Raw genomic sequence first — 15,609 nt, 5'->3', positions numbered from 1 at the left:
GGTTTTTCTTTTTCTAAGATATAAAATTGACGTGAACTGCCACTTTTAAGGTGCGATGACATGCATTTAACTGCCAGAGATCGGGTTCTGGATCTCTCTCTCCCACACGTTATGGGTATCTTGAATGTCACCCCGGATTCGTTTTCGGATGGTGGACATCACAATAATATTGATAAAGCATTACAGCATGCCCAATTGATGTTATCAGCAGGTGCTACGCTGATTGATATTGGTGGCGAGTCCACCCGCCCTGGCGCTGCCCAAGTGAGTGAGCAGGAGGAGCTTGATCGGGTAGTGCCAGTTGTCGAGGCATTAGCCAAGCGCTTTGATACTTGGTTATCTGTAGATACCTCTAAAGCGGCGGTTATCACTGAATCTGCTCAAGCTGGTGCCCATCTGATTAATGATATCCGCTCATTACAAGAGCCAGGTGCGCTCGACGCTGCGGCAAAAACCGGTCTGCCGGTGTGCCTGATGCATATGCAGGGGCAACCGCAAAGTATGCAGCAGTCACCGCATTACGATGATTTACTGGCTGATGTAAACCAGTTCTTTGAATACCATATTGCTCGCTGTGTTGCGGCCGGTATCGCAAAAAGTAAATTGTTACTCGACCCAGGCTTCGGTTTCGGCAAAAATTTGGCGCATAATTACCAGTTATTGGCGCGACTGGCTGAACTGCATCATTTTGGGTTGCCATTGTTAGTGGGAATGTCGCGAAAATCGATGGTGGGTCAGCTATTACATGTTCCGCCACAACAGCGGGTCATCGGGAGTGTCGCTTGTGCTGTCATTGCCGCTATGCAAGGCGCACAGATTGTCCGAGTGCATGATGTCAAAGAAACTGTCGAGGCGATGCGTATCGTCGAGGCAACACTTTCAGCGAAGGGATAAATAAAAATTATGAGTAACCGTAAATACTTTGGTACAGATGGCATTCGCGGCAAAGTGGGTGAGAGTCCGATTACGCCTGATTTTGTATTAAAGCTCGGCTGGGCTGCCGGTAAGGTTCTGGCTCGACATGGTTCTCGTAAAATTATCATCGGTAAAGATACGCGTATTTCTGGCTACATGCTGGAATCGGCGCTGGAAGCCGGCTTGGCAGCCGCTGGGCTATCGGCATCATTTACCGGCCCGATGCCGACCCCTGCTGTTGCTTATCTGACCCGAACTTTCCGCGCTGAAGCGGGTATTGTTATTTCAGCGTCCCATAACCCTTTCGAAGATAATGGCATTAAATTCTTCTCAATTGATGGCACCAAACTGCCTGATGATGTGGAGGAGGCCATTGAAGCAGAAATGGAAAAACCATTAACCTGCGTTGAATCTGCCGAATTGGGTAAAGCTAACCGTATCGTGGATGCGGCCGGGCGCTACATTGAGTTCTGTAAAGGCACATTCCCGAGCGAACTTAGCCTGAAAGAGTTAAAAATTGTGGTCGATTGCGCCAATGGTGCCACCTATCACATCGCCCCAAGTGTATTACGTGAACTCGGGGCAAATGTTATCACCATCGGCTGTGAACCTGATGGCATGAATATCAATGAAGAATGTGGTGCCACGGATGTTCGCTTGCTGCAAGCGCGTGTGCTGGCTGAAGATGCACATGTTGGCCTGGCATTTGACGGTGATGGTGACCGCTTGATGATGGTTGACCATCTGGGCAACAAGGTTGATGGCGACCAGATTTTGTATATCATCGCGCGCGAAGGCTTGCGTCAGGGTCAACTGAAAGGCGGTGCGGTTGGTACGCTAATGAGTAACATGGGTTTACAGCTGGCTCTAAAAGAACTGGGTATTCCGTTTGTTCGTGCCAAAGTGGGTGACCGCTACGTACTGGAAGCCATGCAAGAGAAAGGCTGGCGCATTGGTGCTGAAAACTCAGGTCATGTAATTTTACTGGATAAAACTACCACCGGTGACGGCATTGTTGCTGGTTTGCAAGTGCTTACTGCTATGGTACGTAATCACATGAGCCTGCATGATTTATGCAGTGGCATGAAGCTATTGCCACAAATCCTGGTGAACGTACGTTTCTCTGGTGAACACAATCCTCTTAAATCTGAGGCAGTTGAAGAAGTGACTCGCCAGGTTGAAAAAGAATTGGGTGATCGTGGCCGCGTTCTGTTGCGTAAATCAGGTACCGAACCATTAATCCGCGTGATGGTTGAAGGTGATGCTGAAGAATCATTGATTGCTGAAATGGCAAACCGGATCGCAGATGCGGTGAAAGCGGCAGGTTAATGGTGTTTTTATGGGGGAGGTGTGACTCTTTCCCCCATAAATTGCGCTGAAGTTGAATAACTTGACGCTTTTTTCTGCAAATGAACTCGTGTTGTGAAATTGCCCTTGCGTGTACTATGCGCTTTGGTTAGTATTCACACCCGCTTAAGTGGGTGAATAAGTCCCCGCTGATGGGTGAAAAGCATTTGGCATGCGGTGAATCCGCAAGGATACAGGTACAACTATGTACGAAGCTCTTCTGGTATTTTTCTTGCTGATTTCGATTGGGCTAGTTGCTCTGATCATGTTGCAGCAAGGTAAAGGCGCGGATATGGGAGCCTCATTCGGAGCAGGTGCGTCTGCAACTCTGTTCGGTTCGAATGGTTCCGGTAACTTTATGACTCGCATGACGGCTTTATTGGCGACGCTGTTCTTCGTCATTAGCTTGATTCTGGGCAATATGAGCACCAACCAGGGCCATACAGGCAGCGAGTGGGAAAACTTGGGTACGCCTGCAAAAACTGAGCAGACTACAGCTCCAGTAGCACCAGCTAAGCCAAGTAGTGATATCCCGCAGTAATGTTTTGCCAGCAGTAAGTAGTAACGATAGAAAAAAGTTTTAAAATGGTTGTGACGACTTAAATAGTAAAAACAACCAGTTGAATCAGTGCCGGGGTGGTGGAATTGGTAGACACGCTACCTTGAGGTGGTAGTGCCCGATTGGGCTTACGGGTTCAAGTCCCGTCCTCGGTACCAAATCAGTCAGATAACTTGCTTTTTTGTCGTTATCAACGTAATATTTGCCACGTTTTCGGACGCGGGGTGGAGCAGCCTGGTAGCTCGTCGGGCTCATAACCCGAAGGTCGTCGGTTCAAATCCGGCCCCCGCAACCACTTTCCTAAAGTGTTTTTTTTCAAATGTTGTATTCGGTAGACCTCAGATACTTTCGATTTCAATTTGAAAAAAATACTTGTCAGAAAGTTGTACCGAAGCCGCTTTGCGGCAAACAGGGTCCAGTTGCATAAAGCCCCGAATTTCGGGGTTTTTTGTTATTTGACAGCAGAATCACTGGGCTATTAGGCCCTTTTTTTATGTCTTGGGGGTGGGCTTGTCCACATTAGAACAAAAGTTAACAGAGATAATTTCAGCACCGGTTGAGGCTTTAGGCTATGAATTAGTCGGCATCGAGTTCATCCGGGGGCGCCAATCGACGCTACGAATCTATATTGATAGTGACGACGGAATCACTGTTGATGCTTGTGCTGATGTCAGCCACCAGGTCAGCGCTGTATTGGACGTAGAAGATCCAATTACGGTCGCTTACAACTTAGAAGTTTCCTCTCCGGGCCTTGATCGCCCTATGTTCACCGCTGAACATTATACTCGTTACCTCGGTGAAGAAGTCACTTTGGTTTTGCGTATGGCAATGCAGAACCGCCGTAAATGGCAGGGCATTATTAAAGCCGTTGATGGTGAAATGATCACGGTTACTGTGGATGGAAAAGATGAAGTGTTCGCGCTGAGCAACATCCAGAAAGCGAACCTGGTACCCCACTTTTAAAGTTTGGATGAGGCAACTAGGATGAACAAAGAGATTCTGGCTGTTGTAGAAGCAGTTTCCAATGAGAAATCCCTTCCGCGCGAGAAGATTTTTGAGGCGTTGGAAACCGCTCTAGCGACAGCGACCAAGAAAAAATACGAACAAGAAATTGAAGTTCGCGTCAGCATCGACCGTAAAACCGGTGATTTCGACACTTTCCGCCGTTGGGTCGCAGTTGACGAAGTTACCATGCCAACGCGTGAAATCACGTTGGATGCGGCTCAATATGAAGATCCAACCCTCCAGTTGGGTGATTATGTCGAAGACCAGATTGAATCTGTTACTTTTGACCGTATCACAACCCAAACAGCTAAACAGGTCATCGTACAGAAAGTACGTGAAGCCGAACGTGCTATGGTGGTTGATCAGTTCCGTCAGTATCTGGGCGAAATTGTTACCGGTGTGGTGAAAAAAGTTAACCGTGACAGTATTGCACTGGATCTGGGTAACAATGCTGAAGCCGTTATTGGCCGTGAAGACATGCTACCGCGTGAAAACTTCCGTCCAGGCGACCGTATCCGTGGTGTTCTGTATGACGTGCGTCCAGAAGCTCGCGGTGCTCAGTTGTTTGTCAGCCGTTCACGTCCTGAAATGCTGATCGAACTGTTCCGTATTGAAGTGCCAGAAATTGGCGAAGAATTGATCGAAATTAAAGCTGCCGCCCGTGATCCTGGCTCGCGTGCTAAAATTGCGGTCAAAACCAACGACAAACGTATCGATCCAGTCGGTGCTTGTGTCGGTATGCGTGGTGCCCGAGTTCAGGCTGTTTCCAGCGAGCTTGGCGGCGAGCGCATTGATATTGTATTGTGGGATGATAATCCAGCCCAGTTTGTTATTAATGCCATGGCGCCAGCTGATGTTGCGTCTATTGTGGTTGATGAAGACAGACACACGATGGATGTTGCCGTTGAAGCCAGCAACTTGGCACAGGCAATTGGCCGTAACGGCCAGAACGTACGTTTAGCAGCACAACTGAGTGGCTGGGAACTGAACGTAATGACGGCGGACGATCTTCAGGCGAAGCATCAGGCCGAAGCTCATGCCGCTATTGATACCTTCACCAAATATCTTGATATCGATGAGGACTTTGCCACCATATTGGTAGAGGAAGGTTTCTCTTCTCTGGAAGAATTGGCTTACGTGCCAATGAAAGAACTTCTGGAAATCGACGGTCTTGACGAAGATACGGTTGAAGCGCTGCGTGATCGCGCCAAAGCTGCATTGACCACGCTGGCCCTGGCACAAGAAGAAAGTCTTGGCGACCAAAAACCCGCTGATGATCTGCTGAACCTGGCGGGTCTGGAACGTAGCATGGCATTCAAATTGGCTGCGCGCGGTGTGTGTACGCTGGAAGATCTTGCCGAGCAGGGTATCGACGATCTGGCAGATATTGAAGGGCTTAGCGATGAGCAAGCCGGCGAGCTGATTATGGCCGCACGTAATATCTGTTGGTTTGGCGATAACGCGTAATAAACTGTAGCAGGAAGGAACAGCATGACAGATGTAACCGTAAAATCGCTGGCAGCTGAGATTCAGACCCCAGTTGATCGCCTGGTACAGCAATTTGCTGATGCAGGGATCAAGAAGTCTGAAGTAGACTCAGTTACCCAGCAAGAAAAAGAAACATTGCTGGCGCACTTAAACCGTGAACACGGTAGTGCGCCGAATAAACTCACGTTGCAACGCAAAACGCGTAGCACCTTGAATATTCCGAGCACCGGCGGAAAAAGTAAATCGGTGCAAATCGAGGTCCGCAAGAAACGCACTTATGTAAATACGCCGGAAGCTGAACAAGCTAAAGCGGAAGAGCAGGCACAGCGTGAAGCGGAAGAGCAGGCACAACGTGAAGCGGAAGCAGCAGCGCAGAAAATCGCTGAAGAAAAAGCTAAACGTGCGGCCGAAGAACAAGCCAAACGTGAGGCCGCTGAAAAAGCTAAACGCCAAGCAGCGGAAAAAGAAAAAGTGACGAATCAACAAACCGACGAAAAAATCAAGCCAGCTCAGACCGATAAAGCACGCCGTGAAGCTGAAGCTGCCGAGCTGAAACGCTCAGTAGAAGAAGAAACACGCCGTAAGGTCGAGGAAGATGCTAAACGCGTTGCTGAGGAAGCCCGTAAAATGGCAGCCGAAAACGAAGGTAAATGGCCAGCACCTGTGGCTGAGCAGACTGAGTCTGCTGACTACCATGTAACCACCTCACAACATGCGCGCGCCGCGGAAGACGAAAACGACGCCAAAGTTGAAGGTGATCGCCGTAGCCGCACTCGTGGTGGTAAAGCAACTAAGCAGAAAAAAGGCAATAAACTCTCCGAGTCTAAAGCTGATCGTGAAGAAGCACGTGCTGTTGGCCGTAAAGGCAAACGTAAACCAAGCACACTTCAACAGAGCTTCAACAAGCCTGTTGTTGCGGTTAACCGCGATGTTGTGATTGGTGAGACTGTAACAGTTGCTGAACTGGCAAACAAAATGGCTGTTAAAGGCTCTCAGGTCATCAAAGCAATGATGAAACTGGGTGCTATGGCAACCATTAACCAGGTTATCGATCAAGAAACAGCACAGATGGTTGCTGAAGAGATGGGCCACAAAGTGATTCTGCGTCGTGAAAACGAACTGGAAGAAGCTTTGATGAGCGACCGTGATACTGGCGCTGAAGCCGCAGCCGAGCACCGCGCTCCGGTTGTGACCATCATGGGCCACGTTGACCACGGTAAAACCTCTCTGCTGGATTACATCCGCTCCACGAAAGTGGCGTCAGGTGAGGCCGGTGGTATTACACAGCACATCGGTGCTTATCACGTTGAAACTGAAAACGGCATGATCACCTTCCTGGATACCCCAGGACACGCCGCGTTTACTTCAATGCGTGCCCGTGGTGCTCAGGCGACTGATATCGTGGTGTTGGTTGTTGCAGCCGACGATGGCGTGATGCCACAGACTATCGAAGCTATTCAGCATGCCAAAGCGGCGAAAGTGCCGGTTGTGGTTGCAGTGAACAAAATCGATAAGCCAGAAGCTGATCCAGACCGCGTTAAAACCGAGCTGTCTCAGTACGGTGTCCAGCCAGAAGAGTGGGGCGGTGACTCTCAGTTCATCAACGTATCTGCGAAAGCTGGTATCGGTATTGATGAATTGTTGAACGCAATCCTGCTGCAAGCTGAAGTTCTGGAACTGAAAGCAGTTCGTACTGGCATGGCAAACGGTGTGGTTATCGAATCCTTCTTGGATAAAGGCCGTGGCCCTGTTGCTACCGTGCTGGTTCAGAAAGGTACCTTGAACAAAGGTGATATCGTACTGTGTGGCTTTGAGTATGGCCGTGTACGTGCGATGCGTGACGAGTTGGGCCGTGATATCACGTCTGCTGGTCCGTCTATTCCGGTTGAAATCCTGGGTCTGTCCAGTGTTCCTGCTGCCGGTGATGAAGTGACCGTGGTTCGTGATGAGAAGAAAGCTCGTGAAGTTGCACTGTACCGTCAGGGCAAATTCCGCGAAGTCAAACTGGCTCGTCAGCAGAAATCTAAGCTGGAAAACATGTTTGCTAACATGACCGAAGGCGAAGTTTCTGAACTGAACATCGTAATCAAGTCTGACGTACAGGGTTCTTGTGAAGCTATCTGTGATTCACTGGAAAATCTGTCTACCGATGAAGTGAAAGTGCGTATTGTTGGCTCAGGCGTTGGTGGTATCACCGAAACTGACGCAACACTGGCCGCAGCTTCTGGCGCAATCATCCTTGGCTTTAACGTTCGTGCTGATGCTTCAGCCCGTCGTGTCGTTGAAACTGAAGGTCTGGATCTACGTTACTACTCAGTAATTTATAGCCTGATCGACGAAGTCAAACAGGCGATGAGTGGTATGTTGGCACCTGAGTACAAACAACAAATCATTGGTCTGGCTGAAGTTCGTGATGTGTTTAAATCACCGAAATTTGGCGCCATTGCAGGTTGTATGGTTACTGAGGGTGTGATTAAGCGTAACAATCCAATCCGTGTTCTGCGTGACAACGTGGTTATCTATGAAGGCGAGCTGGAATCTCTGCGCCGCTTCAAAGATGACGTTAACGAAGTTCGTAATGGTATGGAGTGTGGTATCGGCGTTAAGAACTATAACGACGTCCGTACTGGTGATGTGATCGAAGTCTTCGAAATTATCGAAATCAAACGTACTATCGATTAATCGCCTCAGATCTGCTTATATCCATTTGGGGGGCCTTGGCCCCCCAATTTGTCTGGAGAATCCAAATGGCAAAAGAATTCAGCCGTTCTCAACGTGTTTCGCAGGAAATGCAAAAAGAGATCGCACTCATCTTACAACGCGAAATCAAAGACCCACGTGTTGGCATGGCTACCGTATCCGGTATCGAGCTGTCCCGTGATTTGGCTTACGCTAAAGTCTTTGTGACCTTCCTGAATGTGTTAACCGATAACGCAGACCCGGATACAGTTAAAAATGGCATTAAAGCACTGCAAGATGCCTCTGGTTATATCCGCACTCTGCTGGGTAAAGCGATGCGCTTGCGTATCGTACCGGAACTGACCTTCGCTTATGATAACTCATTGATTGAAGGCATGCGGATGTCTAACCTGGTGACTAACGTCATCAAAAATGATGTAGAACGTCAGGTTAATCCAGGTAACGACGAGGAGAAGTAATGGGGCGTCCACGTCGTCGCGGCCGTGACATTAACGGCGTTCTGTTATTGGATAAGCCGCTGGGCCTCTCCTCTAATGACGTTTTGCAGAAAGTAAAACGTCTCTTTAGCGCTAACCGCGCAGGCCATACCGGTGCACTCGATCCACTGGCGACCGGTATGTTGCCTATCTGTCTTGGTGAAGCGACCAAATTCTCTCAATTCTTGCTGGATTCTGATAAGCGCTACCTGGTGGTTGCCCGTTTGGGCCAGCGCACAGATACTTCGGATGCCGAAGGTGCGTTAATCAGTGAGCGTGAAGTTAACGTCACTCAGGCGCAGATGGATGCTGCTCTGGATAGTTTCCGCGGCGATAGCCAGCAGATACCTTCCATGTATTCGGCACTGAAGCATCAAGGTAAACCGTTGTATGAATATGCCCGGCAGGGGATTGAAGTAGAGCGCGACGCCCGTAGCATTACCGTGTATGAATTGCTGTTTATCCGCTGGGAAGGCAATGATCTTGAGCTGGAAATTCATTGCTCAAAAGGTACCTACATTCGCACTATTGTTGATGATTTGGGTGAATTATTAGGCTGTGGGGCACATGTTAGCTATCTGCGTCGTTTGCAAGTGGCCGCTTACCCAAGTGATCGCATGGTGACTTTAGAGCAGTTGACTGCCATAGTTGAAGTGGCACAGGCAGAAGAGCGCTCACCAAATCCAGAGCTGGATTTACTGTTGCTACCGATGGACAGTGCAGTATTAAACTTCCCTGAAGTCAATCTGTTACCTGCTGTTGCAGCCTATGTAAAGCAAGGGCAACCGGTGCATGTTGCTGGCGCGCCAAGCGAAGGTATGGTCCGTATCACTGAAGGCGAAGAGCGTAACTTCATTGGTATCGGCACTATCGCAGAGGATGGCCGTGTTGCACCCAAACGCCTGGTAGTAGAGGCGCAGGAAGATGCACTGTAGGCCATACTCTATATAATTCGAGTTGCAGGAAGGCGGCTACCTTGCGATTCCGCAGTGCAAAGAGTAGAATAGTGCGGCTTACATATTGGGTTGCTGAATTAGAGATCGGCGCCTGTTTTAATTTATCTATATATTTGGAGTTGTATCATGTCTCTAAGTGTTGAAGCGAAAGCTAAAATTGTTGCTGACTTCGGTCGCGGTACCAATGACACCGGTTCAAGCGAAGTTCAGGTTGCTCTGTTGACTGCTCAAATTAACCATTTGCAAGGTCACTTCTCCGAGCACAAAAAAGATCACCACAGCCGTCGTGGTCTGCTGCGTATGGTATCCACGCGTCGTAAGCTGCTGGACTACCTGAAGCGTGAAGATGTAGCACGTTATGCTTCCCTGATCGAGCGTCTGGGTCTGCGTCGCTAAGTCTGCGAGTTTCGGGAGAAAGGGGCCAAATTGGCCCCTTTTTTCTAAGAAGCAATGATAAAATACGTTAGTATATTGTTGTTGTTCTATAGGATTTGTCTACCCAATAGATTTCGAGATGTAGGAAGGCGGCAAGCGAAAGAGTCCCGATGAGCTTACATAAGTAAGTGATTCGGCTGATTGAACGCAGCCAACACAGCTACATACCGAAAGATGACGGGTATAAATAGGATCTTCCGGTGCAGAGGTTCGCGCGGCTAATGAGAGACTTTAACTCAATTAGAGTTAAGGATTGTCATTAGTCGCGAGGATGCAGTGTGAAGATATTAGTAACAGGTGGATGAGGTCGTCAATACGATCCGGCACCGCATAGTATAAGGATACTATTTTGCTGACTCCGATTATTCGTAAATTCCAGTACGGTCAACATACCGTTACCATTGAAACCGGTATGATGGCTCGCCAGGCAACGGCTGCTGTAATGGTAAGCATGGACGACACCGCAGTATTTGTGACTGTTGTTGGCCAAAAGAAAGCCAAGCCAGGTCAGAGCTTCTTCCCTCTGACCGTTAACTATCAGGAGCGTACTTACGCTGCTGGCCGTATCCCAGGTAGCTTCTTCCGTCGTGAAGGCCGCCCAAGTGAAGGCGAAACACTGACTTCACGTCTGATTGACCGTCCGATCCGCCCACTGTTCCCAGACAGCTTCTTGAACGAAGTGCAGGTGATTGCGACCGTTGTTTCTGTTAACCCACAAGTTAACCCAGACATCGTGGCACTGATTGGTGCCTCAGCAGTGCTGAGCCTGTCAGGTATTCCATTTAACGGCCCAATTGGTGCTGCTCGTGTTGGTTACATCAACGACCAGTATGTGCTGAACCCAACGACCGATGAGCTGAAAGAGAGCCGCTTGGATCTGGTTGTTGCCGGTACTGCTGACGCAGTATTGATGGTTGAATCAGAAGCACAGATTCTGTCTGAAGATCAAATGTTAGGCGCGGTCATCTTCGGCCACGAACAACAACAAGTTGTGATTGAGAATATCAACGCTCTGGTTGCTGAAGTTGGCAAACCTAAGTGGGATTGGCATGCAGAGCCAGTTAACGAAGCGCTGCACGCGCGTGTTGCTGAGCTGGCAGAAGCTCGTCTGGGTGATGCTTATCGTATCACTGAGAAACAAGAGCGCTATACTCAGGTTGATGCTATTAAAGCTGACGTCACTGAAGCGCTGTTGGCACAAGATGAATCTTTAGATGCTAGCGAGATTCATGACATTCTGGGCGATGTTGAGAAAAACGTCGTTCGTAGCCGCGTATTGCGTGGCGAGCCACGTATCGATGGCCGCGAAAAAGACATGATCCGTGGTCTGGATGTGCGTACTGGTGTATTGCCACGTACCCATGGTTCTGCGTTGTTCACCCGTGGTGAAACTCAGGCGCTGGTTACTGCAACACTGGGTACTGCCCGTGATGCGCAAAATATTGATGAGCTGATGGGTGAGCGTACTGACTCATTCCTGCTACACTATAATTTCCCTCCATATTGTGTTGGTGAAACAGGTATGGTTGGTTCACCTAAGCGTCGTGAGATTGGCCATGGCCGTCTGGCGAAACGTGGTGTACTGGCAGTAATGCCAAGCCCGAGCGAGTTCCCTTACACTGTTCGTGTGGTTTCTGAAATCACCGAGTCTAACGGTTCTTCCTCAATGGCTTCTGTTTGTGGTGCTTCTTTGGCCCTGATGGATGCAGGTGTGCCAATTAAAGCCGCTGTTGCGGGTATCGCGATGGGTCTGGTTAAAGAAGGCGAAAACTTTGTTGTTCTGTCTGATATTCTGGGTGACGAAGATCACTTGGGCGACATGGACTTTAAAGTGGCCGGTAGCCGTGACGGTATTACTGCACTGCAAATGGACATTAAAATTGAAGGTATTACCCGCGAAATCATGCAGGTGGCTCTGAACCAGGCCAAGGGTGCGCGTCTGCACATTCTGGGTGTTATGGAACAGGCTATCAGCACACCTCGTGGTGATATCTCTGAGTTTGCTCCACGTATCTACACCATGAAAATCAATCCTGAGAAAATCAAGGATGTGATCGGTAAAGGTGGTTCTGTGATTCGTGCGCTGACTGATGAAACTGGCACTACCATTGAAATCGAAGATGATGGCACCATTAAGATTGCAGCAACCGACGGCGATAAAGCGAAACACGCTATCCGTCGTATCGAAGAAATCACTGCTGAAATCGAAGTGGGCCGTATCTATGCGGGTAAAGTAACTCGTATCGTTGATTTCGGTGCATTTGTGGCAATCGGCGGCGGTAAAGAAGGTTTAGTTCATATTTCTCAAATCGCTGACAAGCGTGTAGAGAAAGTGACTGACTATCTGCAAATGGGCCAAGAAGTGCCAGTTAAAGTAATGGAAGTTGATCGCCAGGGCCGTATCCGCCTGAGCATCAAAGAAGCCACTACTCCTGACGCAGAAGCTCCGGCACCAGAAGCAGCAGAGTAATAAAGTATTCCATAGCTCCTTACCTCTGGTGAGGGGCTGTGTTATCTCGAGGGCAGGATGCTCTTGTGTTAAACAAATGGATGAAAGGATATTTATCCAATGTTTGTCTTCGGGAGTAGGAAATGAAGCCTTTCTTGCGCTGGTGTTACGTTGCGACAGCACTCATGCTGGCAGGATGCAGCAACCATGATTGGCGTAAAGACGAGGTGTTGGCTATCCCGTTGCAACCTACGTTGCAGCAGGAAGTGATTCTGGCTCGCATGGAACAAATCCTTGCAAGTCGGGCACTTACGGATGATGAGCGCGCGCAGCTTTTATATGAGCGCGGAGTGCTGTATGATAGCCTCGGGCTACGGGCACTAGCGCGAAATGATTTTTCGCAAGCGTTAGCTATTCGTCCTGATATGCCAGAAGTTTTTAACTATCTGGGCATTTATTTAACGCAGGCAGGCAATTTTGATGCTGCCTATGAAGCGTTTGATTCTGTACTAGAGCTTGATCCAACTTACAATTACGCGCGTTTAAACCGGGGTATCGCTCTGTATTATGGCGGTCGACTCCCGTTGGCGCAGGATGATCTGCAGGCGTTTTATCAAGACGATCCAAATGATCCCTTCCGTTCGTTATGGCTGTATCTGGTGGAAAGAGAAATCGATCCCAAGGCGGCTGCAGTAGCGTTACAACAGCGCTATGAAAAATCGGACAGAGGGCAATGGGGATGGAATATTGTCGAATTCTACTTGGGCACGATCAGCGAAAAAACGCTGATGGAAAGGCTCAAGTCAGATGCAATGGATAACACTTCGCTCGCTGAGCATCTCAGTGAAACTGACTTCTATTTAGGTAAACATTACCTAAGTCTGGGGGACAAGGACACCGCTTCGGCGCTGTTCAAACTGACGGTAGCTAACAACGTTCATAATTTTGTTGAGCACCGCTATGCATTGTTGGAATTGGCGCTTTTGGGCCAAGAACAAGACGACCTATCGGAATCGGACCAGCAATAGCTGACGAACAACTATTAGCCTGACTACCTTGGTTTTTACCAATGTTAATCACCCTAACAGGTGATGGCCTTTTTGTTCGTTTTATAATCTAATTTGAGCCGGTTCACACTTTTCAATGAAAATGACTGAAAATTTTCTCGACGAGTTATGTAGACTGGCTGCCATTATTAATGAGGCACGTGTACATGACTACTGAGCTTGAAACCTCTTTTGCTGATCTGGGGCTATCTGCTCCTATTCTTTCTGCTCTGACTGATCTTGGTTATGAAAAACCATCTCCTATCCAGTTGGAATGTATCCCACACCTGTTAAACGGCCGTGATGTTCTCGGCATGGCGCAAACAGGCAGTGGTAAAACAGCCGCGTTTGGTTTGCCGCTGTTACACAATATTAAAGCTGAGCTGAAAGCTCCACAGGTTCTGGTGCTGGCACCAACCCGTGAGTTGGCTATTCAGGTCGCACAGGCATTGTCTGATTTCTCTAAACACATTAATGGCGTCAACGTTGTAGCCCTTTACGGCGGCCAGCGTTATGACGTTCAATTACGCGCTTTGCGCCAGGGGCCACAAATTGTTGTTGGTACCCCAGGTCGTCTGTTAGACCACCTGAAACGCGGTACTCTTAACCTGTCCAACCTGAGCGGTTTAGTGTTGGATGAAGCAGATGAAATGCTGCGTATGGGCTTTATCGAAGACGTCGAAAACATTCTGGCGCAGATGCCGGCTGAACATCAGACCGCACTGTTCTCTGCGACTATGCCAGATGCGATCCGTCGTATTACCCGTAAATTTATGAAAGATCCACAGGAAGTCCGCATTCAGTCTAGCGTGACTACCCGCCCTGACATCAGCCAGAGCTTCTGGAGAGTGGGTGGCGGCTATCGCAAAAACGAAGCACTGGTACGTTTCCTGGAATCTGAAGATTTCGATGCAGCTATTATCTTCGTGCGTACCAAAAATGGCACACTGGAAGTGGCTGAAGCCTTGGAAAGTAGCGGTTATAACTGCGCTGCCTTGAACGGTGACATGAACCAGTCTTTACGTGAGCAGACACTGAACCGCCTGAAAGATGGCCGTCTGGATATTCTGATTGCAACTGACGTTGCGGCACGTGGTTTGGATGTTGACCGTATCAGCTTGGTCGTAAACTATGATATCCCTATGGATTCAGAGTCTTACGTTCACCGTATCGGCCGTACTGGTCGCGCCGGTCGTGCTGGTCGTGCGTTGCTGTTCGTTGAGAACCGTGAACGCCGTCTGTTGCAAAACATTGAACGCACCATGAAACTGACTATTCCAGAAGTTCAGTTGCCAAACCCCGAATTGTTGGGTGAACGTCGTTTAGCTCAGTTTGCTGCTAAAGTTGGCCAACAGCTGGAAAGCAGTGATTTGGACCTGTACCGTGCATTGCTGGCTAAGCTGCAACCAGAAGAAGAGTTTGATCTCGAAACCCTGGCTGCTGCACTGCTGAAAATGGCACAGGGCGAACGTCCTCTGATTCTGCCACCAGAAGCTCCGCGTCGTCCGCAGCGTGAATTCAATTCCCGTGATGACCGTGGTAGCGATCGTGGCCGTGATCGTGGTGACAGTCGTCGTGAGCCTCGCCCTGACAGCCGCGCTGACAGCCGTGATGGTGGTGAGCGTCCAGCACGTCGCGAACGTCGTGATGTTGGTGAGATGGAACTGTACCGCATTGAAGTGGGCCGTGATGATGGTGTTGAAGTTCGTCATATCGTTGGCGCGATTGCTAACGAAGGCGACATCAGCAGCCGTTACATTGGTAATATCAAGCTGTTTGCTTCGCATTCAACTATCGAGTTGCCAAAAGGCATGCCGGGCGAAATGTTATCTCACTTCACCCGTACCCGTATCCTGAACAAACCGCTGAACATGCAGTTGTTGGGTGATGCGCAGCCACATGAACGCCGTGAGCGTCCTGCTGGTGGTGCTGGTGCCGGTGGTGAGCGTCGTGGTGGTGGTGGCCGTTCATTCGGTGGCGAACGTCGTGATGGCGCAGCAGGTGCTCCTCCTCGTCGTTCATTCGGTAGTGACCGTGCTCCAGCCGGTGGTGGCGAACAACGTCGTGGCAACCGTGATGGTCAGCGCTCAGCAGCTCCGCGTCGTGAAGATGCGCCAGCGCCAGCAGCAGCGGCACCTACTCGCCGTCGTTTTGGTGACGCATAAGTCTTAATCATTTCTGATGATTAAAAATAAAAACCAGCCCTTGGGCTGGTTTTTTTATGTCTATAATT

The 15,609-nt window shown here is 49.2% G+C and carries 13 protein-coding genes and 2 tRNA genes; all 15 read left to right on the top strand.

Features of this window, described 5'->3' with window-relative positions; translation table 11 throughout:
- Positions 1 to 60: 60 nt before the first annotated feature.
- The 15 genes from folP to V1953_RS18720 all read left to right on the top strand — a co-directional run bounded on the left by folP (position 61) and on the right by V1953_RS18720 (position 15,541).
- The gene (folP, locus tag V1953_RS18790; protein ID WP_083160901.1) at positions 61 to 894 is read left to right on the top strand and encodes a dihydropteroate synthase; all 834 of its coding nucleotides are present in this window, start codon (positions 61 to 63) and stop codon (positions 892 to 894) included.
- A 9-nt stretch (positions 895 to 903) separates the two neighbouring features.
- On the top strand, positions 904 to 2,244 hold the full coding sequence (glmM, locus tag V1953_RS18785; RefSeq protein WP_083160899.1) for a phosphoglucosamine mutase: 1,341 nt from the start codon (positions 904 to 906) through the stop codon (positions 2,242 to 2,244).
- Between the two features lie 223 nt (positions 2,245 to 2,467).
- Positions 2,468 to 2,803: a preprotein translocase subunit SecG gene (secG, locus tag V1953_RS18780; protein WP_005186467.1), complete on the top strand. Its 336-nt coding sequence runs from the start codon at positions 2,468 to 2,470 to the stop codon at positions 2,801 to 2,803.
- 89 nt (positions 2,804 to 2,892) lie between these two features.
- Positions 2,893 to 2,979: transfer RNA gene (locus tag V1953_RS18775), tRNA-Leu, on the top strand.
- A 60-nt stretch (positions 2,980 to 3,039) separates the two neighbouring features.
- A tRNA-Met gene (locus tag V1953_RS18770) sits at positions 3,040 to 3,116 on the top strand.
- A gap of 215 nt (positions 3,117 to 3,331) precedes the next feature.
- Entirely contained in the window at positions 3,332 to 3,784 is a 453-nt protein-coding gene (gene rimP / locus V1953_RS18765) for a ribosome maturation factor RimP (protein WP_002222054.1), read from the top strand.
- Between the two features lie 21 nt (positions 3,785 to 3,805).
- Entirely contained in the window at positions 3,806 to 5,293 is a 1,488-nt protein-coding gene (gene nusA, locus V1953_RS18760) for a transcription termination factor NusA (protein ID WP_083160895.1), read from the top strand.
- 24 nt (positions 5,294 to 5,317) lie between these two features.
- Positions 5,318 to 7,996, top strand: coding sequence for a translation initiation factor IF-2 (infB, locus tag V1953_RS18755; protein WP_083160894.1), 2,679 nt, complete (start codon positions 5,318 to 5,320; stop codon positions 7,994 to 7,996).
- A gap of 65 nt (positions 7,997 to 8,061) precedes the next feature.
- Positions 8,062 to 8,472 carry a 30S ribosome-binding factor RbfA gene (gene rbfA, locus V1953_RS18750; RefSeq protein ID WP_032816249.1) on the top strand — a complete coding sequence of 137 codons (411 nt, stop codon included), beginning with the start codon at positions 8,062 to 8,064 and terminating at the stop codon, positions 8,470 to 8,472.
- On the top strand, positions 8,472 to 9,425 hold the full coding sequence (truB, locus tag V1953_RS18745; protein WP_083160893.1) for a tRNA pseudouridine(55) synthase TruB: 954 nt from the start codon (positions 8,472 to 8,474) through the stop codon (positions 9,423 to 9,425). Before rbfA ends, truB begins: the two co-directional genes overlap by 1 nt.
- Before the next feature lie 147 nt (positions 9,426 to 9,572).
- Positions 9,573 to 9,842, top strand: a complete 270-nt coding sequence (gene rpsO / locus V1953_RS18740; protein WP_050085613.1) for a 30S ribosomal protein S15 — start codon at positions 9,573 to 9,575, stop codon at positions 9,840 to 9,842.
- 388 nt (positions 9,843 to 10,230) lie between these two features.
- Complete coding sequence (pnp, locus tag V1953_RS18735) at positions 10,231 to 12,351, top strand: polyribonucleotide nucleotidyltransferase (protein ID WP_083160892.1); 2,121 nt, start codon at positions 10,231 to 10,233, stop codon at positions 12,349 to 12,351.
- Between the two features lie 122 nt (positions 12,352 to 12,473).
- Complete coding sequence (gene nlpI, locus V1953_RS18730) at positions 12,474 to 13,358, top strand: lipoprotein NlpI (protein ID WP_083160891.1); 885 nt, start codon at positions 12,474 to 12,476, stop codon at positions 13,356 to 13,358.
- Between the two features lie 115 nt (positions 13,359 to 13,473).
- A complete protein-coding gene (yrbN, locus tag V1953_RS18725; RefSeq protein ID WP_096335046.1) occupies positions 13,474 to 13,554 on the top strand; it encodes a protein YrbN in 81 nt (26 codons plus the stop codon).
- Positions 13,544 to 15,541, top strand: a complete 1,998-nt coding sequence (locus V1953_RS18720) for a DEAD/DEAH family ATP-dependent RNA helicase (protein WP_372568584.1) — start codon at positions 13,544 to 13,546, stop codon at positions 15,539 to 15,541. Before yrbN ends, V1953_RS18720 begins: the two co-directional genes overlap by 11 nt.
- Positions 15,542 to 15,609: the final 68 nt, after the last annotated feature.

Source organism: Yersinia sp. 2541 StPb PI (assembly GCF_052217145.1).
GTDB lineage: Bacteria > Pseudomonadota > Gammaproteobacteria > Enterobacterales > Enterobacteriaceae > Yersinia > Yersinia enterocolitica_E.
This window is presented reverse-complemented; position numbering and strand designations above follow the sequence as displayed.